Genomic DNA, 16,793 nt, shown 5'->3' on the forward strand with positions numbered 1-16,793 from the left:
CACGGCGCTTTCGCTCACACGCGATAGCGACCGGCCACGATGCGGAAGATCAACACGAAGCGATCTTCCCTCGCAACTTACTCCTGAAACCAAACTCGAGCGAGCGACGGCTCCACCTCCGCCGGATCGTCCTGTCGCCACTCGAGGACCGTCGAGACGTCTCTCAGCGCGCGGTCCAGCCGCCGTCGGCCGCCAGACACTCGCCGGTCACGTAGCTGGCGGCGTCGCTCGCCAGAAAGACGACCGGGCCCGCGATCTCCTCCGGCGCGGCAAAGCGCTCGAGCGGCGTCCGATCGAGTATCGACTGTCGGAGCCGTTCGTTCGCCTCGAGGTCCTCGGTCAGCTCTGTCGAGACGTAGCCCGGCGCGACGGCGTTGACCCTGACCTCGGGTGCCCAGTCGAGCGCGATGCTCTTGGTGAGCCCGACGAGGCCGTGTTTCGAGGCGACGTAGGGATGCTGGCGGGGGAGCCCGACGAGACCGCCGACGCTCGCGACGTTGATCACCGCGCCACCGTTGCTCTCAAGCAGCGACTGCGCCGCGGCGGTCGTCACCTCGAAGGCCCCCTCGAGGTTGACCGCGAGGACGTTTTCGAGGCTCTCGGTCGACACCTCTTCCGGTCGTCCGAGCGCGTCGTCCGGGTTGAATCCGGCGTTGTTGACGACGATATCGATCCCGCCGAACTCGGCCTCCGCGCGCTCTATCACCGCCGCGACCGCATCGCCGTCGGTCACGTCGGCCACGCCGGCTTCCGCCGTCCCACCGTCGTCTTCGATTTCCGCGGCGACCGCCTCGACCTCCTCGCTCGTTCGCGCCGTCGGGACGACCGCCGCGCCGGCCGCCGCCAACTCGAGTGCGATCGCTCGCCCGATACCGCGTCCACCGCCCGTTACGACTGCGACTCGGCCCTCGAGATCGAACGCGTCTGTCATGGCTAGTTTCGACCGTTCTCACGTACTCGATCGGGCATCTTGATTGCTGCGAGCCGATTTCCTCGCGGAATTGGGCTTCTCGGGTCGTCGAACCACCACACCTTTTCGCTTCGGCGTCCGAGATTCGTCCGATGGACGAACTCGAGCGAGCCGACGAGCGGGCGGCGTGTGCGCTTCGCGCGGCGAGAGCAGGCGCTTCGGTCGCCGAGGAGTCGTTTCGCACGACGCTCGACGTCGAGACCAAAGGCGAGAAGACCGACGTCGTCACGCAGGCGGACCGCGACGCACAGGACGCCGTCATCGAAGCGATTCGAGGGGAGTTCCCAGACGATCCGATCGTCGGCGAGGAGGAAGGCGCGCTCAAGGAGGTCCCCGAATCGGGGCCGGCCTGGATCGTCGATCCGATCGACGGGACGAGCAACTACGTTCGCGGCCTGCGGATCTTCGGCACCGCAGTCGCGGCGGTGATCGACGGCGAACCGGTCGCCGGGGCGATCGACCTTCCCGCACTGGGGGATACCTACCGGGCCGGGCCGTCGGGGGTCTACCGGAACGACCGCGGGATCTCGGTCAGCGAGACCGCGGATCCCGAAGCTGCGACCGTCTCCCCGACGTTCTGGTGGGGGTTCGACCAGCGCGATCAGTACGCCGCCGCTACCCGCGAAGTCGTCGAGCGGTTCGGCGACATGCGACGCTTCGGCAGCGCCCAGGCCACCCTCGCGACGGTCGCCTGCGGCGGTCTCGACGGCACGGTGACGAATCTCCCGACTAATTCCTGGGACACCGTCGCCGGCGTCGCGATGATCCGGGAGGCCGGCGGCACCGTCACGGACCTCGATGGCGAGCGCTGGCGCCACGACAGCGTCGGGTTGGTGGCCTCGAACGGCGCAATCCACGAAGAACTGCTCGAGGCCGCGCAGGCGATCGACGACTGAGAGTCGACCCGACCGTCGGTGGTCGGGCCGACTCGAGCGATCGGCGGTCCCCCTTCGATCAAGTAATTGACGGCTAAAATTCGACAGAAGCGACCGAGGACGGGACTTCGTGGCGAGAGCCCGGGCACGAGTTGCCCGGCTTCTATCCGTCCACGAAACCGGAAACTGTAAGCGGTCCCCGCAACGGATATCGGTCATGGACGACCTCATCGAACGGTACGGTCCGGTACGGGTCTGGGCCGCGACCGTCGCACTCCTCGCGTCAGCGATCACGCTTGGGGCGATCCTCTTTCCGCAGCGAGTGTACGTCGATATCATCTGGCAGTACTTCTGGGGACCGGTGGTCGCCGACGCCCACGGCTGGGACTGCGTTACGTGGGCCGGTGGGAATCCGGTCGAGTGTGCGACCGCGCCGAACGCCGCCGGGCCGACCGCTTCGCCGGGGTACACCTTCCAGTCGTACGCGGGCTACATCCCGACGCTCGTCATCCTGTTAGTCGGGATCATCTTCATCGTCGACTGGCTTGACATCGACCGGTACCGCGCGGGCTTTTACGGCCTGTTCCCGTTCTTCCTGTTCGGCGGCGTGCTTCGAGTCGTCGAGGACGCGAACGTCGCGGCCTACACCGCGACCGGTGAGCTCCCCATCCAGATGCCCTGGAACGGCATCCTGATCAGCCCGCTCATCTACTTCACCGTCTTTTTCTTCACGCTCTTCGCCGTCGTCGTCTCGGTCTGGCTCGAGCGCAACGACTACGTCTCGGGCTACGAGTACCCGCTCGCGGGAATCGGAACGCTCGCGCTCGCGTCCTCGCTCGGCTATCTGGGCTACCTCGCGGTGACGGAGTCGTACGTGGAGTTCTACCCCGGCCTGTTGGTCGCTACCCTTGGCGGCGCGACGATCGCGACGGCGATAACGTGGCTGTTGATACAGCGGTTCGCACCCGGTATTAACCGCGGAACGGAGTACATGGGAATCGTCGTCATCTGGGCCCACGCCGTCGACGGCGTCGCGAACGTCATCGGCCTCGACTGGGCGACCGTCTTCGGTCACGATTACAATCTCATCCCGAAACATCCGATAAACCGATGGATCGTCAATACGACCGGCTCCGTCCTCCCCGAAAACATCCTCGCGGTGACGGGCGACGCGTGGCCGTTCTTGCTCGTGAAACTCGCCGCCGCCGTCTTCGTCATCTGGATCTTCGACGAGACGGTGTTCGAAGACAGCCCGCGCTACGCGATACTGCTCATGATCACCGTCGTCGCGGTCGGGCTCGGTCCCGGAACGCGAGACATGATCAGAGCGACGTTCGGCGTCTGAACTCTGGCACTGTTCTCTCGCCCCCGTCCTCGTTTGCCGATCGTCGTTTGAATCGACTCGAGCGCCGTTCTCATTCCGTTCGCCGAACGACGAACGGCCGTGTGAACCGACGGCGAGCGGCACGACCGACCGAGCGGGGCCTTTAATCGCGCGCGGCGGAAACGGACGAGCATGACTGAATCATCGGGATGGTTCGCCGCCCTCGCGGCCGACCCCGACGCGGACGACGACGCGCTCGTCGCCGCGATACGCGACGGCAGCGCCGACGAACCGGACTCCTGGCCCGATAGCGCCGTCGACGAAGGCGTGGTCGAAGACGAAGACGCCTACTACGACCGTCTCCACCGGGCAACGATGACCGCGACTCGAGCGGCCGTCACCGAGCGCGAGCGGGCCGACGACAGCCAGTTGATCCACGCGATCCGAGCGATGGACGACTGCCAGCGGACCGCGAACGAACTCGCAGAGCGGGTCGCGGAGTGGGGCGGCACGCTCGATCCCGACGCCGGCTCGGGGATCGAGTACGCGCGAGACCTCGCGGCCACCGAGCCCGAGCCGGGCGAGACCGCCGTCGTCTCGCTGGCCGAACAGGTAGTCGACCTCGAGGCGGAAGCCGAGCGGCTGCGTGCGTACGTCGAGCAGACGATGCCGACCGTCGCGCCGAATCTGGCCGCGCTGGCCGGGCCCGTACTCGGGGCGAGGCTCGTCTCGCTTGCCGGCGGCCTCGAGTCGCTGGCGAAGAAACCGAGCGGGACCGTGCAGGTGCTGGGTGCCGAAGACGCGCTGTTCGCGCACCTCCGCGGGCACGCTCCCTCGCCGAAACACGGGATCATCTACATGCACGACGGCGTTCGCGGAACGGCCCCGGAGAATCGCGGCTCCGCGGCGCGCGCCCTGGCGGGGAAGCTCTCCATCGCCGCGCGCGTCGATCACTACTCGGGCGAGTACCGGCCCGACCTCGAGGCCGAACTGACCGAGCGACTCGAGACGATTCGCGCTCGCACCGGCGACGAGTACGACGGTGGGAACGGCGATAGCGATGCAGTCGAGGGAACGAACGGAGGGGAGATGGATGAGTAAACTCCCAAACGGCATCCAGCGACGGCAGATCGACGGCGAGGACCGACTCACCACTCGAGGGTCGCCGGTCTACGGGGAACCGACCGACGGCGAGTGGCGCGCGTGGGACCCCCATCGGTCGAAACTCGGCGCGATGATCGAACTCGGGATGGACCACGGCCTCGAGGGCGGCGAGACGGTGTTGTATCTCGGCGCGGCGAGTGGAACGACGGTGAGCCACGTCGCCGACTTCGCGGGGCCGACCTACGCGGTGGAGTTCGCTCCCCGACCCGCCCGCGAACTCCTCTCGGCCGCCGAGTCGCGACCGAACCTGTTTCCGCTGTTGAAAGACGCTCGCAAGCCGGACACGTACGCCCACGTCGTCGAGTCCGGCGTCGACGCGATCGTACAGGACGTCGCAACTCGCGGGCAAGCACGCGTCGCGCTCGAAAATCGAAGATTTCTGGCCGACGACGGCCGCCTGTTGCTCGCGATCAAAGCGCGAAGCGAAGACGTGACGCGGGAGCCGGCGAACGTCTTCGCGAACGCTCGAGACGAACTGACGGAAGACGAGATGGGGTACGAACTCATCGAGAGCCAGCGGGTAGACGATTATCACACCGACCACCTCGCAGTCGTCGCACGGCCGAAGTGACCGCGTTCGAAAGCTATCTCCCACCGTCCTGCCGACCGATGCGGTCGAGTCCAAACCGTATTTACCGCCGCGGAGTAAACCCACAGACGATGGAACGCGGGTCCTCGGAATCGTTCACACGGATGGGCACACTGGGCATCGAAGAGGAATGTTTCGTCGTCGACGCCGACGGACGGCCCACGAGCGGGACGGACGAACTCGTCTACGAACACGACCCGCCCGAAGTGCTCGAGGGGCGACTCGATCACGAACTGTTCAAGTTCGTCATCGAAACCCAGACGCCGCTGATCGAGCGCCCCGAAGACGCGCGAGAGGCGCTCCTCGAGATCCGGCGGGCGCTGGTCGAGCACGCCGAGGCCCACGGCTACCGGATCGCCGCCGCGGGGCTGCACCCGCTCGCGAAGTGGCGCGAACTCGAGCACGCCGAGAAGCCGCGGTACCAGTCCCAGCTCGACCGGATCCAGTACCCACAGCACCGCAACACAACTGCGGGCGTCCACGTACACGTCGGCGTCGACGACGCCGACAAGGCGGTCTGGATCGCGAACGAACTCCGGTGGTACGTCCCGATCATGCTCGCGCTCTCTGCGAACTCGCCGTACTGGTGCGGGTTCGACACTGGCCTCGAGTCGGCTCGGGCGAAGATTTTCGAAGCCCTGCCGAACACGGGGATGCCGACCCACTTCGAGGACTACGAGGCCTTCGACACCTTCGAGCGGCGGATGCTCGAGACGGACTCGATCCGCGACCGGGGCGAACTCTGGTACGACGTCCGCCCGCACACCGAACACGGGACCGTCGAGATCCGAACGCCCGACGGGCAGGCCGATCCGAACGTCGTCCTCGCGTTCGTCGAGTACGCCCACGCACTGGTCGAAGCGCTCGCCGAGGAGTACGAGGACGGAACGCCGGGCCGAAGACACCGACGCGAACTCTTAGACGAGAACAAGTGGCGGGCGATCCGCTACGGCCACGACGCGACGTTCATCGACCGCGACCTCGAGGGAACGATCGGACTGGGAGAAGTCGTCGACCGCGAGTGCGAACGGCTCGGAATCGACGGAATCAAAGCCGTCTACGAGGCCCCGAGCGGCGCCGAGTCCCAGCGACGGCTGCGACAGACTCGCGGCGAGGACGCGCTCTGTGACTCGTTGTTCCTCGAGGCAGCGTAACGGAATCGAGTGGAATCGCGCGCGTTCACCGTTCAGGCGGCCGTCAGCAAACCTTTAACAGTACGGATGACTTAACTCAACGGAGAGACATGGCTTCGGACGAGATCGACGGCCACCAGCCAGACGATTCGGACGATCGCAGCGAGGGGGCGACGGGCCCCGGCGGGTCTGGCGACCGGCCGCGCGAAACGGCTGCTGACGAGGTCGACCAGCGGATCGTCGATCTCCTCTCGTGGATCCTCGATACGGAGACGCGGGCGAAGATCTACGTTTACTTGCTGGCCAACGCCGGGAGCACGTCCGAGGAGGTCGCGAAGGGGACCGGCCTCTACCCGAGCACCGTCCGCGAGGCGCTCGCGGAACTGCACGAGGAAGACCGCGTCATCCGTGAAAAACGCGCCAGCGAGGGCGCGGGAAACAACCCATACGAGTACACGGCGATTCAGCCGAGCGAACTCGTCGGCGGCGTCGTCGATCAGGTCCAACAGGAGCTAAACACCATCTTCACGCTCGACAGACTGCTCGATCGAGACCGGGCGACGGAACTCGAGGGCGACGGAGACGTCGATCCGGTCACGATCACGGTCGACGACGAGAGTTCCGAGGGGGAATCCGACGACGAGACAGAACCCGACGACGATTCAGCGTCGCGTTCGAGTAGCGACTGACTGCTCGTTCTCAAAGTAGCAGGCTGAACTCGAGCGAGACCACCGCTCAACGTTCTTTCGCCAGATGGAGTGTCGTAGGTATCAGCGTTCGCGATCGGCTGTCGCCCCTCTCAGTCGTGGATTCCGAGAATCCCCGGACGCTCGAGTTCGAGGTCTCGGTCGACCGCTCGAGCGGTCACCGTCGGCCACTGGCCGGTGGTCGTCAGCGGTTCGAACCCGTCGTCTGTGACGAGGACAGTCCCCTCGCTCTTTGCCCCCTGAACCGTCGGATTCCAGGCGTATGCCATCGGCGTCCGGACGGCCGCCTCGAGGTCCGGCGTGGCGATCCACTCCCGGCCAGCGAATCCGGCCGCACCGCCCTGATGGTGGTTCTGCCACTCGCCGTCCCAGCCGACCGCGTCGTAGGCGTGCTGAATTGCTTCGAAGACGTCGCCAGCGGCACCTGCTGCGGCTGAGGTTTTCGTCTCGCTCGAGTCTGTTTCCACCGAATACACGCTCGAGGTGGCACACTCCCGCGTGGCCGCGAGGGCCGTTGTCTCGACGCGAGTCGCGGCCTCGTGGCGCCCCTCGAGCCACTCGGGCGGATCGAACGCGACGGTTCGGGTACAACTCGCGTGCAGTCCGTCTCGCTCCGCGGTCACCGAGACGAGCGCGTAGTCGCCCAGTTGCTCGCGTTTGGGCGTGTAGTGGCGATACGTCGGGGCACGCTCGGAGCCGCCGACGAGCACCACTGGGGCTTCGATCTCTCGAGCCGAGAGCGCGACTCGCAGCGCCGAGGCGACCTCGTGTTCGGTGTCCTCGCTCTGTAGTTCGTGACACACCGATTCGACGGCGGCGGCGGTTTCCGCGCCGAGGTCGCGGTATCGCTCTCGGTCCTGCTCGGTAAGGGGTTGGCGAAGCGCGCTCGAGTCGACGCGTTCGAACCACGGGAGGTCGATATCGGCTGCGGCGTTTTCGCCGGCGTATTCGGCGAGTGCGTCCGCGAGGTCCGTTTCGTACCACGGGAACCGCTCGATTTCGGGTGTTTGTTCGAGATCGGGACACTCCTCGGTAAGGATCCGGTCGGCTTCGATGTTGTCGGCGAGCAGCGTCAGTTCGTCGCCGTCGTAGCCGATCGCCGCGACGCCGGCGTCGGCCGATCGATCGACGACGTTCGAACCGCCCGTGAGCCAGGCGAAGGAGTTCGGCCGGGCGAACCAGATCGAGTCGAGGTCGCGATCCTCGAGATAGTCCTCGAGTCGCTCGAGTTTTTCCATGCCGGGTGCTTGCGTGGCTGGCTCTTGAATGCGACGAAGCCGCTTCTTTTTCCGGTCTCGAGAATAGGGCTCGATGGAGGGGATTAATTTTGCTAAGAACGCCATGGCTTTCGCGTGTCTGACTCAGGATGACAATATCTGACTTATGCTGGCAACACTGATTTCCACACCGCTCACGGGTCACTACGTTCCCCGTTCACATTTCGAGATCCTCACTACGTTCGGATCCCGCACTCCCCAACCGATTCGGTCACTCGCATGCTCGTTCCCTCATCCCTCGCACGGCTTCCGATCGCGGTTCCGAACCGCGATCGGGCGCGCGCCACCGTGGATGGATATCTCGGTCTGGAGTTCGCGAAAATCAGTCCCGGTCCACTGCAACTAGTCGTCCGTCCCGAACATCCTCAGGAGCGAATCTCCCGAAGCTTCTGGCGGCCCGGTTCGATCAGCTCGTCGAGGTAGCTCGCGAGGGTCCCCTTCGCGTCCGCGGGGTGGAGTTCGCCCGACTCGAGGTCTGCCTCGAGCGCCTCGTACCGTTCGTAGCTGATGTTCCCCCCGTACTCGTCGGGGCGCTCGACGACGATTTCGCTAAAGCGCGGGAAGACGTGGTACTCGAACAGTTCGAGGACCGGGTTCTCGAGGTCGCCCTCGGGATCCGCGGTCGGCGGACAGAACGCGGAATTTACCTTCTCCTCGAGTTCCTCGGTCGAGTCCTCCATCGAGATGGTGACGCCGTCGCTCGAGGACATCTTCCCCTCGCCGGTCGTGAGGTCGGCGACGATCGGCGTGTGCAACGCGGGGCGAACGTCGTATCCCAGTTCGGGCAGCTCCTCGCGCGCGAGCATGTGGACCTTGCGCTGGTCGATCCCGCCCACAGCGAGGTCCAGATCGAGGTACTCGATGTCCAGGGTCTGCATCAGCGGGTAGACGACGTGGCTCACCTTCGCGGTGTCGCCGCCCTGAATTTCGGCCATCGCGCGCTGGGCGCGGTTCAGCGTCGTCTCGAGTTCGAGTGTATGGAGATCGAGCGTGTACTCCTCGTCGAGTTGGAACTCGGAGCCGTAGACGAACTCCGCCGAGTCCTCGTCGAGCCCATAGGCGATGAACTGGGCTTTCATCTGCTCTGCGGTCTCGCGGATCTCCTCGAAGGTCCCCTTGCCGTTCAGGTAGGCGTGGACGTCCGCGAGCAAGACGACGACCTCGAGGCCGGCATCCTGCAAATCGATCAGCTTGTTCGCGGTTAGAAGATGCCCGAGATGCAAGACTCCCGAGGGTTCGTAGCCGACGTAGGCGCGCTTGCCCGCCGGATCGGCGGCGAGTTCCCGTACCTCCTCGTCGGTGACGACCTCCTCGGCGTTTCGCATAATCAGCTCATACGCGTCCATAGGTGGACCAACCGCGGCAGGGATTTATGCGTTCTTGAACGGTGCCACCGATTCTGGGGGTCTTCCCAGGCGCAAAGCGCCCCGGTACATCCTGGGCGTGTCACTGGGCAGAACTCGCACAACTCACCCCGGACTTTTAGGTATTCGTCCGTTGACTTCGTAGTATACGATTTCCCCTTCGGGGACCAGACCGAATCCGTCGCCCACTGCTGAGTCGTTGCGACCCGCCGTCCCGTCGCTCTCGCTGATCTCGTTGTGACCACCTGATACGTACTCCGGAGATTCCCCGAGGCAGGACACGATAGTGATCATGAGCAAAACCAAACACAACACGAAGTCAGACGAGTCGGGAGCCCATCGCGGCGTCGAATCTCTTCAGACGAGCCCCGACTTTCGAGGCCCGGTCGAATCCTCGAGACATCACGAGTCGAACGATCACCTCGCGCTCGTCTACGACTCGAGGGACGAACAGCTCCAGACCGCGATCCCGTTCGTTCGACAGGGGCTCGAACGGGGCGAGCGGTGTCTGTACATCGTGGACGAACACGACAGGGCGGAGATCAAATCGGTGATGGAACGTGCAGGAATCGACACGGAAGCGGCCCTCGAGTCCGGCGCGTTGACGATCGATACGGTCGAGAATACGTACCTCCGAAACGGCGACTTCGACCCCGACCAAATGCTATCGCGGCTTTCGACGGAGATAGCCGATGCCGCCGACGCGTACGAGGGCTTTCGAGTAACCGGGGAGATGACGTGGATGCTCGACGCTGCGGTCGGTCTCGAAGATCTCATCGAGTACGAAACCAAGCTCGATCAGTTGACTCCCTGCGCAGACGCTATCGCGCTCTGTCAGTACGACCGCGAGCGGCTCTCGGCGGAACTGATTCAGGATATCATCGAGACGCATCCGTACGTCGTTCAGAACCAGACCATCTGCCAGAATTTCTACTACACGCCGCCCGAGGAGTTCTTCGGCGCGGAGAGTACGGAAAACACCGTCGATCGGATGCTGGAGACGCTCCACGACCGATCGACGACGAAAAACGAACTGAAAGAGCGCCGCCGGTCCCTGCAGCGACAAAACGAGATTATGGCCGACGGGAGCCAGAGCTTCGAGGAAAAGCTCCAGTCGGTGTTCGAACTCGGCTGCGAGCGGTTCGATCTCGATTTCGGCGGGTTGGCTCGCGTCGACCCGGACGAGAACTCGTTCGAACTAGAGCACACGAACGCTCCTTGCGAGACGTTCGAACCGGGTCTCGAGCTCCCGCTTTCGGAGACGTTCTGTCCCGCGGTGATCGACGGCCCCGACGTCGCGACCGTCACCGAGCCATCGGTCGCCGACATCGGCGAGACGACGGCCCATCAGGAATGTGAGCTCTCGACGTACATCGGAACCCATCTGCCGTTCGAAGCCGCGAGTGATCGGACGTTCTTTTTCGCCGCCAGCGACTCGAGGCCGGAGGGATTTACCGACGACGAGCGAGCGTTCCATCGACTGCTGAGCCAGTGGGTCAGATACGAACTTCAGCAAGAAGAACGCGAGCGACACCAGCGGACGTTGTACGAGATTGCCGCCGACACCGATCGCACGTTCGAGGAGAAACTGGACGCGATTTTCGCGCTCGGCTGTGAGCGCTTCGACCTCGAGGCCGGTTGCATCGCGCGGATCGACGAATCCAGCAACGAACTCGAGATCGAACTGACGAGCGACCCCGCCGAGACCGTTCTCACCGATCGAACGGTCCCGCTTTCGGAAGCCTACTGTCAGACAATCGCCAGCGGTCGGGAAACTGTCAGTATCACCGATCCGGCCGGTGACGGATTCGAAGGGATAGCGGCCTACGAGGAGTACGGTATCGAGACCTACCTCGGGACGCGAATCGAACTCGAGGAGTGTCAGAACCGCACGTTCTTTTTCGTCTCGAGCGAGGAACGCTCGCGCGAGTTTTCCCCGGCGGAACGGACGTTCCACCACCTGATGGGCCAGTGGGTCAAGTACGAACTACAACAGAAACACCGCGAAGAGGCTCTGAGAGAATCGAACGAACGACTCGAGCAGTTCGCGTACGCGGCCTCACACGACCTGCAGGAACCGCTGCGCATGATCTCGAGTTACCTCGAACTCATCGACAGTCAGTACGGCGACGAACTCGACGACACCGGACGAGAGTTCCTCGAGTTCGCCGTCGACGGCGCAGAGCGCATGCGGAAGATGATCGAGGCGTTGCTCACCTACTCCCGCGTCGAGACCCACGGGAACAACTTCGAACCGGTCGAGTTAGACGACGTCGTCGCGGACGTTCGCGAGAGTATCAGTATCCGTATCGACGAGCAGGACGCGGAGATCACCGTCGATGCGCTCCCCTGCGTCATCGGAGATCAGAGCCAGTTGCGACAGGTCCTGCAGAACCTGTTCACCAATGCGATCAAGTACAGCGGCGAGGGATCGCCCCGCATTCGCGTCTCGAGCGAGCGACGCGGCGGGGAGGTGATCGTCTCTGTCAGCGACGACGGGATCGGCATCGACTCGGACGACACCGCCCGGGTGTTCGACGTCTTCGATCGACTCCACAGCCGGAGAGAGTACGAGGGAACCGGTATCGGCCTCGCGATCTGCGAGCGGATCGTCGAACGCCACGGCGGGGACATCTGGGTCGACTCCGAACCCGGCGAGGGGTCGACGTTCTCGTTTTCGCTACGGGCGGCGGACGCCCGATAGAGGGGGATGGGAGGATTCGTCACCGAGTAACTGCGAGAGGGCGAATTAACGCCACTCGAGCCGATCGACACCGTAAACGATAGACACCCCATCGACCGGTCCCCCACGAGCGAAACGTCGCGAGCCGACGGCCCGCCGGACGCGAGCGACGGATGGCGGCCCGCCGGGTTCGCAAGCGTCGCCGTTGCGGTGATCGGGCTCTGGCTGTTCGTCGGAGCGACGTTCCTCGAGCCGAGCGGCGGTTCGTTCCGGAGTACTGCCGGCTCCGGGCTGGTCGTCGCTTGTCTGTCGGGATACGACGCCTACGAATCGCGAGAAGCGAGCGCCATCGTGTCAGACTCCGACCGAGGATGACCGTGGGCCCGCCTACTGCGTGCGTGTCGACTCGAGGGTTCGGAGCCGGTGAGCGGCGGCGTGATGGCCGGTCGCGACGACGGCGAAGACGACCATCGCGACCGTGAAGCCGACGGCGATCGCCGGCGAGACGTCGTTGACGTAACTATTACCCAGCTGGCCGAGCGCGAGGAGCAGCGGCGCGATCGAGACGAGCGAACTTTCGATCGGCGATTCGTGAAAGAGTTCGGTGAACCGTTGAATGTCGGGCAGTGCCATAGTGCGAGCGAAGCTATCCGTTCTGAGGGATGCGGTATCGTATTCTTTTTGGTCCGTTCGTCGGTCGCTACTCGCCGACGCGCCGGACCGATACGTTCTTTCTCCCCGCTTCCCAAGGGGGACTATGCGGATCCGAGAGTTCAAGGACGTGCTCGAGGACGTCACCGACCACGACGCCGACCCGGAGGGCTGGCGGGCGGTCGCCGGCGACCGGGCCGGTGGCGTCGGAGAAGACATGTACCTCGCCCATCCCAGCGCGGGCGTATTCTTTCTGAAGACCTACGCCAAGAATCCCTTCGAGGTCCACGGCGTCGGGACGCGGGTCGCTCGCAGTCTCGACGACGAAATCGGGTCTTTCCTGCCCGAACGCGAGAGCGGCGGCCGGTTTGCAGTCCAGTCTCCGCCCGAGGACGAAGACCACGCCGAATCGGTCGCAAACCGACTCGAGACGGTCGTCGAGACCCACGCAGACGCCCCGACGACGCCGGAGGACTTCTTCGACGACGTGATGGACGCCCTCGAGAGTCCGGCCTTCGGGCCGATGGCGTACGATCAGTACGACCGGCCGGACGAACTCGACAGCCTCGCGGACCGCTTCGACGAAGCGGAGAAGCTCCTGAGCGAGGAACTCGACGACCTCATCGAGGCGGACGAGGTCGACCGCGGGTTCATGTGAGCACATCGCTGGCGGCCTGCTAACCGTCTCGGTGGTGACCCGCTAACCGTCCGCTGGGAGCCGCCAACCCCCTCGGTGGTGGCCCACTAACTGCTTCGCTGGCGACCCGTTGGCCGCTCGCCGGTGAGGCTTTGTACGCCGGTCCCCAGTCGCTACGTATGACCGTCGAGGACACGGTTCGCGAGTACTACGAGACGCTGCGTCGAGGCGGGCAGTTGGAGTCGTACTTTCTCGAGGCGCCGTCGACGACAAAATTCGGCGTGAGCGAGTCGCTGTTCGGCTACGACGCGGTCGCCGACGCGCTGGCCGAACAGACCGAGACGACCGCCGACTGGACCGTCGACAGCCATAACCTCGTCGCGACGGACCACGGCGCGTACGCGACCGTCGCCGACGAGGTGACGTTGGCGTGGACGGACACGCAGAGCGGGGAGCGGTGGCGATTCGAGACGCGCTGGAGCGGGACGCTCGAGCGACGAGACGGGGACGCTGGCGCGGACTGGCGGTTCCGAGCGATGCACGTCAGCGCGCCACACCAGCTGTGAGCCGACGGAACGTCCCCCGGAGCGGACGGTCGGTGAGCGCTCGGCTACAAGCCGGGTTCGTCGCGCTCGTCTCCCTCTCGAGCGGTCTGATGGCGCTTTTCGGGGGCGGGACGGTGCTCGTCGTCGCACTCTCGGTGCTGGCCGGACTGGTGGTGGGGGCCAGCCTGCTCTGGTACATTCGCTGGATTACCAGCTGAGAACCGGGGGAACCGAACTGGCCACTGTCCCGACCACAGAAGAGAGTCGATGAACGAACGTCGATCACTCCTCGGTCGGGCGTTCGATCAGACGGGCGACCGTCACGACCGTGTTAAATTCTGACGGCGCGCCGCGGATTTTCACGGTTTGCTCGGCCGGATCGTACTCGATGAACTCGACGGTGCTCGCCTTCGGAAGGTGGACGTGCTGTAACTCGAGTTCGAGTTCGGCGAGGAACTCCTCGGGTATCTCGGGGGGCGGCGTGTTCGTCTCCCAGGCGGCGACGACGTCTAACAGTTCCTCGACCGAAACCTCGCCCCCGCTATCTTTCAGGTGATAGAGGACGTGACGGCGCCGTTCGTCTCCCAGCAGGTCGAAGACGGTATCGAGCGAAACCATTGCTACCTAGTGGTATCCGATCGATATAGCTGGCGTGTTAGTCATCAGCCCGCCTGAGTATCAGCGAAAAAGAACGGTCCGATGGCGCGGACGACGAGCACCTAGCGTTCGATGCGTCGAACCCACGTTTCCGGCGCGTCGAGTTCGTCGTGACTCGGCAGGGCTTCGGGCTGTTCCCACACCCGACTCGCCGTCTCGAGGTCGCGAATTCGAACGACGTGTTCGAAGAAGTTCTTCCCGCGTTCGTACTGGCGTTGTTTGAGTCCCAGCCCGAGCAGTCGACGGAACAGCCGCTGGAGTGGACCCCGACCCTGTCGCCGCGCGTCTAGCTTTCGCCGAAGGTCCGCGTATTCGTCGTCGAACGCGTGGTCCATCAGCAACTCGGCGTAGCCCTCGACGACGGTCATCGCGGCGTCTAGCTCGCGGAACGTCGCCTTGTCGAAGCTCCCGTCGGCGAGCGAGTCGATCCCCCGTTCCATCCGACGCTCGAGGTGATCGGAGAGCCACGGCGCGGCCCCAAACTCGGCGGCGTGTGTCACCTCGTGGAACGCGATCCAGCGCCGGAACCGATTCGGATCGACCTCGAGGGCCGCGGCCGCGTTGAGAATGTTGGGTCTGACGAAGTAGAGCGCGTGATCGTCCGTGGGCCGGTCGGCGAGCAACAGCGGATCGTACTGGCCCAGAACGTTTCGACCGAGAAAGGACAGCAGGACTGTCATCGTTCCCGTGTTGATCGTGCGAGCGACGCCCGGGAACGCCTCGGTGTGGCTCTCGATTGGTGCCATCACCCGCTCAAAGGTCGCGACGTTGGCGTCGATCCAGTGATGGCGGTTCTGGATCTCGATGGTGTCGGGAACGTCGAACGTTGCCCCCGAGACCTCTCGAATCCCCGCTCGCGCTTCGCGAACGTCTCGAGCGTAGGCCTCGCGCTCACCCGGGGCCAGCTCGAGCGACCCGGCATCGGTCGCGGCCTTGGCGGCCTCGGCGGCGGAGCGCCAATCGACCGCGTCGTCCCCCGACGCGCCCGCAACCGCTCGAGCGCTGCGATAGAGGTTCATAGAGTGAGTAGAACAAGCGGACGCAAAAGCGTTCGGCTCGGTTGCTGGCTGCGTGTCCTCGGCGGCGAGTACGGCTAGTTGACGATGACGTCCGGTTCGTCTCGTTGCTCGAACTCTTCTTCCTCGTCGTCCTCGCCACGGAACTTCTTCATCGCGACGCCGATGCCGACCAGGAGGGCGAGTCCGACGAGGACGCCGAGTGCCCCTTTCCCGCTCGAGTCGTCGTCGGCCGCCGCCTCGTCGTCGCGGTCATCGGATTCGACGTCGTCAGCCTCGGCGGTCTCGCCGAAGGGGAGCGCGTCGTTGATCGTTTTCGGACCCAGTTGCGTGTCGCCGTCCAGATGCAACTCGATGAGGGTGAATTTCTTTCCCATACGGAACCAGTCCACGGGCGTCCACTTAGCCGTTGTGCTGGGTCGAACGAGTGTTTTCGGTGAGTGGGAGAGACCACCGACGGCTTCAAACGGGCGATCCCGTCGAGTCGGTCGCGTCTTCTCGCTCCTCTCTGTCGGCCAGCGCTACTCGTCTCGGGGTAGGTATCGAAGATTTGCTACTATTCATTCGTCGGAATTATAGCGTCTCAGAGAACGAGATTGGCGTTTTCGTGGTATTTGACCCGTATCGGAGACGACCGGTACGATTAAGTGTTCATCACTTGCGCTCTTTCGTATGAGTGGACGACCGCTGGACGTCCTCGAGGCGTCACTCGACGAACGGGTCACCGTCCGATTGAAAAGCGGCGACGAGTACGTCGGCGACCTCACGGGTTACGACCAACACATGAACCTCGTCTTGGAGGACGTCTCGATTCCCGTCGAAGACGAACTCACGGACGACGCGCCGGGCGAAGACACAACCATTATACGCGGCGATAACGTCGTTTCGATCACTCCATGACTGGCGCAGGAACCCCGAGCCAAGGAAAGAAGAACAAGACGACACACGTCAAGTGTCGACGCTGTGGCGAGAAATCGTACCACGTCAAGAAGGGCAAGTGCTCCTCGTGTGGCTTTGGCAAGTCCGCCAAACGACGCGACTACGAGTGGCAGTCGAAGACCGGCGACAACTGATTCTGCGGATATTCGCGTCTGCTGGTACCGTCTGCCGTCTACTATCTGCGGTTTTCGATTCGATTGACCGCTTCGTAATCGGTATGTCGGTCCCGTTTTGTACCCAGTGAGTCGCTCGAGCGGGGCGA

At 64.3% G+C, this 16,793-nt stretch carries 20 protein-coding genes; 13 read left to right on the plus strand and 7 right to left on the minus strand.

The window, feature by feature from the left end:
- Positions 1 to 163: 163 nt before the first annotated feature.
- Positions 164 to 931, minus strand: a complete 768-nt coding sequence (locus tag BM348_RS13400; RefSeq protein ID WP_092905293.1) for an SDR family NAD(P)-dependent oxidoreductase — start codon at positions 929 to 931, stop codon at positions 164 to 166.
- A 131-nt stretch (positions 932 to 1,062) separates the two neighbouring features.
- Between BM348_RS13400 and BM348_RS13405 the strand changes: the two genes are divergently transcribed.
- From BM348_RS13405 to BM348_RS13430, 6 genes are all read left to right on the plus strand, one after another.
- Positions 1,063 to 1,866, plus strand: a complete 804-nt coding sequence (locus tag BM348_RS13405) for an inositol monophosphatase family protein (protein WP_092905295.1) — start codon at positions 1,063 to 1,065, stop codon at positions 1,864 to 1,866.
- A gap of 196 nt (positions 1,867 to 2,062) precedes the next feature.
- Positions 2,063 to 3,190 (plus strand): DUF63 family protein, encoded by a 1,128-nt coding sequence (locus tag BM348_RS13410; protein WP_092905296.1) that lies wholly within the window; start codon positions 2,063 to 2,065, stop codon positions 3,188 to 3,190.
- A gap of 171 nt (positions 3,191 to 3,361) precedes the next feature.
- Complete coding sequence (locus BM348_RS13415) at positions 3,362 to 4,270, plus strand: NOP5/NOP56 family protein (RefSeq protein ID WP_092905298.1); 909 nt, start codon at positions 3,362 to 3,364, stop codon at positions 4,268 to 4,270.
- The gene (locus BM348_RS13420; RefSeq protein ID WP_092905300.1) at positions 4,263 to 4,904 is read left to right on the plus strand and encodes a fibrillarin-like rRNA/tRNA 2'-O-methyltransferase; all 642 of its coding nucleotides are present in this window, start codon (positions 4,263 to 4,265) and stop codon (positions 4,902 to 4,904) included. The genes BM348_RS13415 and BM348_RS13420 overlap by 8 nt, the downstream gene beginning before the upstream one ends.
- Positions 4,905 to 4,993: 89 nt before the next feature.
- Positions 4,994 to 6,076: a glutamate--cysteine ligase gene (locus BM348_RS13425; protein ID WP_092905301.1), complete on the plus strand. Its 1,083-nt coding sequence runs from the start codon at positions 4,994 to 4,996 to the stop codon at positions 6,074 to 6,076.
- 89 nt (positions 6,077 to 6,165) lie between these two features.
- On the plus strand, positions 6,166 to 6,744 hold the full coding sequence (locus BM348_RS13430; RefSeq protein ID WP_092905303.1) for a helix-turn-helix domain-containing protein: 579 nt from the start codon (positions 6,166 to 6,168) through the stop codon (positions 6,742 to 6,744).
- Positions 6,745 to 6,854: 110 nt separating this feature from the next.
- Here the strand turns inward: BM348_RS13430 and BM348_RS13435 are convergent, their stop codons facing one another.
- Positions 6,855 to 8,000, minus strand: a complete 1,146-nt coding sequence (locus BM348_RS13435; RefSeq protein WP_092905304.1) for a M24 family metallopeptidase — start codon at positions 7,998 to 8,000, stop codon at positions 6,855 to 6,857.
- 404 nt (positions 8,001 to 8,404) lie between these two features.
- Positions 8,405 to 9,385 carry a tyrosine--tRNA ligase gene (locus BM348_RS13440; RefSeq protein WP_092905306.1) on the minus strand — a complete coding sequence of 327 codons (981 nt, stop codon included), beginning with the start codon at positions 9,383 to 9,385 and terminating at the stop codon, positions 8,405 to 8,407.
- A gap of 310 nt (positions 9,386 to 9,695) precedes the next feature.
- On the opposite strand from BM348_RS13440, the gene BM348_RS13450 reads away from it, so the two are divergent.
- Both BM348_RS13450 and BM348_RS21410 read left to right on the plus strand, forming a co-directional pair.
- Positions 9,696 to 12,107: an MEDS domain-containing protein gene (locus tag BM348_RS13450; protein ID WP_092905310.1), complete on the plus strand. Its 2,412-nt coding sequence runs from the start codon at positions 9,696 to 9,698 to the stop codon at positions 12,105 to 12,107.
- 189 nt (positions 12,108 to 12,296) lie between these two features.
- A complete protein-coding gene (locus tag BM348_RS21410) occupies positions 12,297 to 12,461 on the plus strand; it encodes a hypothetical protein (RefSeq protein ID WP_175507184.1) in 165 nt (54 codons plus the stop codon).
- Between the two features lie 12 nt (positions 12,462 to 12,473).
- Here BM348_RS21410 and BM348_RS13455 read toward each other — a convergent pair whose 3' ends face one another.
- Positions 12,474 to 12,719: a hypothetical protein gene (locus BM348_RS13455; RefSeq protein WP_092905312.1), complete on the minus strand. Its 246-nt coding sequence runs from the start codon at positions 12,717 to 12,719 to the stop codon at positions 12,474 to 12,476.
- Between the two features lie 124 nt (positions 12,720 to 12,843).
- On the opposite strand from BM348_RS13455, the gene BM348_RS13460 reads away from it, so the two are divergent.
- The 3 genes from BM348_RS13460 to BM348_RS13470 all read left to right on the plus strand — a co-directional run bounded on the left by BM348_RS13460 (position 12,844) and on the right by BM348_RS13470 (position 14,137).
- Positions 12,844 to 13,395: a hypothetical protein gene (locus tag BM348_RS13460; protein WP_092905314.1), complete on the plus strand. Its 552-nt coding sequence runs from the start codon at positions 12,844 to 12,846 to the stop codon at positions 13,393 to 13,395.
- A gap of 158 nt (positions 13,396 to 13,553) precedes the next feature.
- Positions 13,554 to 13,940, plus strand: a complete 387-nt coding sequence (locus tag BM348_RS13465) for a nuclear transport factor 2 family protein (RefSeq protein WP_092905316.1) — start codon at positions 13,554 to 13,556, stop codon at positions 13,938 to 13,940.
- Between the two features lie 32 nt (positions 13,941 to 13,972).
- On the plus strand, positions 13,973 to 14,137 hold the full coding sequence (locus BM348_RS13470; RefSeq protein WP_245779450.1) for a hypothetical protein: 165 nt from the start codon (positions 13,973 to 13,975) through the stop codon (positions 14,135 to 14,137).
- 64 nt (positions 14,138 to 14,201) lie between these two features.
- On the opposite strand, the gene BM348_RS13475 is transcribed toward BM348_RS13470, so the two are convergent.
- The 3 genes from BM348_RS13475 to BM348_RS13485 all read right to left on the minus strand — a co-directional run bounded on the left by BM348_RS13475 (position 14,202) and on the right by BM348_RS13485 (position 15,969).
- Positions 14,202 to 14,537, minus strand: a complete 336-nt coding sequence (locus BM348_RS13475; protein WP_092905320.1) for a DUF7344 domain-containing protein — start codon at positions 14,535 to 14,537, stop codon at positions 14,202 to 14,204.
- 101 nt (positions 14,538 to 14,638) lie between these two features.
- Entirely contained in the window at positions 14,639 to 15,595 is a 957-nt protein-coding gene (locus BM348_RS13480; RefSeq protein ID WP_092905322.1) for a zinc-dependent metalloprotease, read from the minus strand.
- A gap of 74 nt (positions 15,596 to 15,669) precedes the next feature.
- On the minus strand, positions 15,670 to 15,969 hold the full coding sequence (locus BM348_RS13485) for a hypothetical protein (RefSeq protein ID WP_092905324.1): 300 nt from the start codon (positions 15,967 to 15,969) through the stop codon (positions 15,670 to 15,672).
- 295 nt (positions 15,970 to 16,264) lie between these two features.
- On the opposite strand from BM348_RS13485, the gene BM348_RS13490 reads away from it, so the two are divergent.
- Complete coding sequence (locus tag BM348_RS13490) at positions 16,265 to 16,492, plus strand: LSM domain-containing protein (protein ID WP_050049854.1); 228 nt, start codon at positions 16,265 to 16,267, stop codon at positions 16,490 to 16,492.
- Positions 16,489 to 16,665, plus strand: coding sequence for a 50S ribosomal protein L37e (locus tag BM348_RS13495; protein WP_092905326.1), 177 nt, complete (start codon positions 16,489 to 16,491; stop codon positions 16,663 to 16,665). Before BM348_RS13490 ends, BM348_RS13495 begins: the two co-directional genes overlap by 4 nt.
- Positions 16,666 to 16,793 lie beyond the last annotated feature (128 nt).

The organism is Halostagnicola kamekurae, from assembly GCF_900116205.1.
Classification (GTDB): Archaea; Halobacteriota; Halobacteria; order Halobacteriales; family Natrialbaceae; genus Halostagnicola; species Halostagnicola kamekurae.

Bases quoted from the DNA above. Each gene is read 5' to 3' on its own strand.
- BM348_RS13400 (WP_092905293.1), bottom strand. From the start codon at position 931: ATGACAGACGCGTTCGATCTCGAGGGCCGAGTCGCAGTCGTAACGGGC.
- BM348_RS13405 (WP_092905295.1), top strand. From the start codon at position 1,063: ATGGACGAACTCGAGCGAGCCGACGAGCGGGCGGCGTGTGCGCTTCGC.
- BM348_RS13410 (WP_092905296.1), top strand. From the start codon at position 2,063: ATGGACGACCTCATCGAACGGTACGGTCCGGTACGGGTCTGGGCCGCG.
- BM348_RS13415 (WP_092905298.1), top strand. From the start codon at position 3,362: ATGACTGAATCATCGGGATGGTTCGCCGCCCTCGCGGCCGACCCCGAC.
- BM348_RS13420 (WP_092905300.1), top strand. From the start codon at position 4,263: ATGAGTAAACTCCCAAACGGCATCCAGCGACGGCAGATCGACGGCGAG.
- BM348_RS13425 (WP_092905301.1), top strand. From the start codon at position 4,994: ATGGAACGCGGGTCCTCGGAATCGTTCACACGGATGGGCACACTGGGC.
- BM348_RS13430 (WP_092905303.1), top strand. From the start codon at position 6,166: ATGGCTTCGGACGAGATCGACGGCCACCAGCCAGACGATTCGGACGAT.
- BM348_RS13435 (WP_092905304.1), bottom strand. From the start codon at position 8,000: ATGGAAAAACTCGAGCGACTCGAGGACTATCTCGAGGATCGCGACCTC.
- BM348_RS13440 (WP_092905306.1), bottom strand. From the start codon at position 9,385: ATGGACGCGTATGAGCTGATTATGCGAAACGCCGAGGAGGTCGTCACC.
- BM348_RS13450 (WP_092905310.1), top strand. From the start codon at position 9,696: ATGAGCAAAACCAAACACAACACGAAGTCAGACGAGTCGGGAGCCCAT.
- BM348_RS13455 (WP_092905312.1), bottom strand. From the start codon at position 12,719: ATGGCACTGCCCGACATTCAACGGTTCACCGAACTCTTTCACGAATCG.
- BM348_RS13460 (WP_092905314.1), top strand. From the start codon at position 12,844: ATGCGGATCCGAGAGTTCAAGGACGTGCTCGAGGACGTCACCGACCAC.
- BM348_RS13465 (WP_092905316.1), top strand. From the start codon at position 13,554: ATGACCGTCGAGGACACGGTTCGCGAGTACTACGAGACGCTGCGTCGA.
- BM348_RS13475 (WP_092905320.1), bottom strand. From the start codon at position 14,537: ATGGTTTCGCTCGATACCGTCTTCGACCTGCTGGGAGACGAACGGCGC.
- BM348_RS13480 (WP_092905322.1), bottom strand. From the start codon at position 15,595: ATGAACCTCTATCGCAGCGCTCGAGCGGTTGCGGGCGCGTCGGGGGAC.
- BM348_RS13485 (WP_092905324.1), bottom strand. From the start codon at position 15,969: ATGGGAAAGAAATTCACCCTCATCGAGTTGCATCTGGACGGCGACACG.
- BM348_RS13490 (WP_050049854.1), top strand. From the start codon at position 16,265: ATGAGTGGACGACCGCTGGACGTCCTCGAGGCGTCACTCGACGAACGG.
- BM348_RS13495 (WP_092905326.1), top strand. From the start codon at position 16,489: ATGACTGGCGCAGGAACCCCGAGCCAAGGAAAGAAGAACAAGACGACA.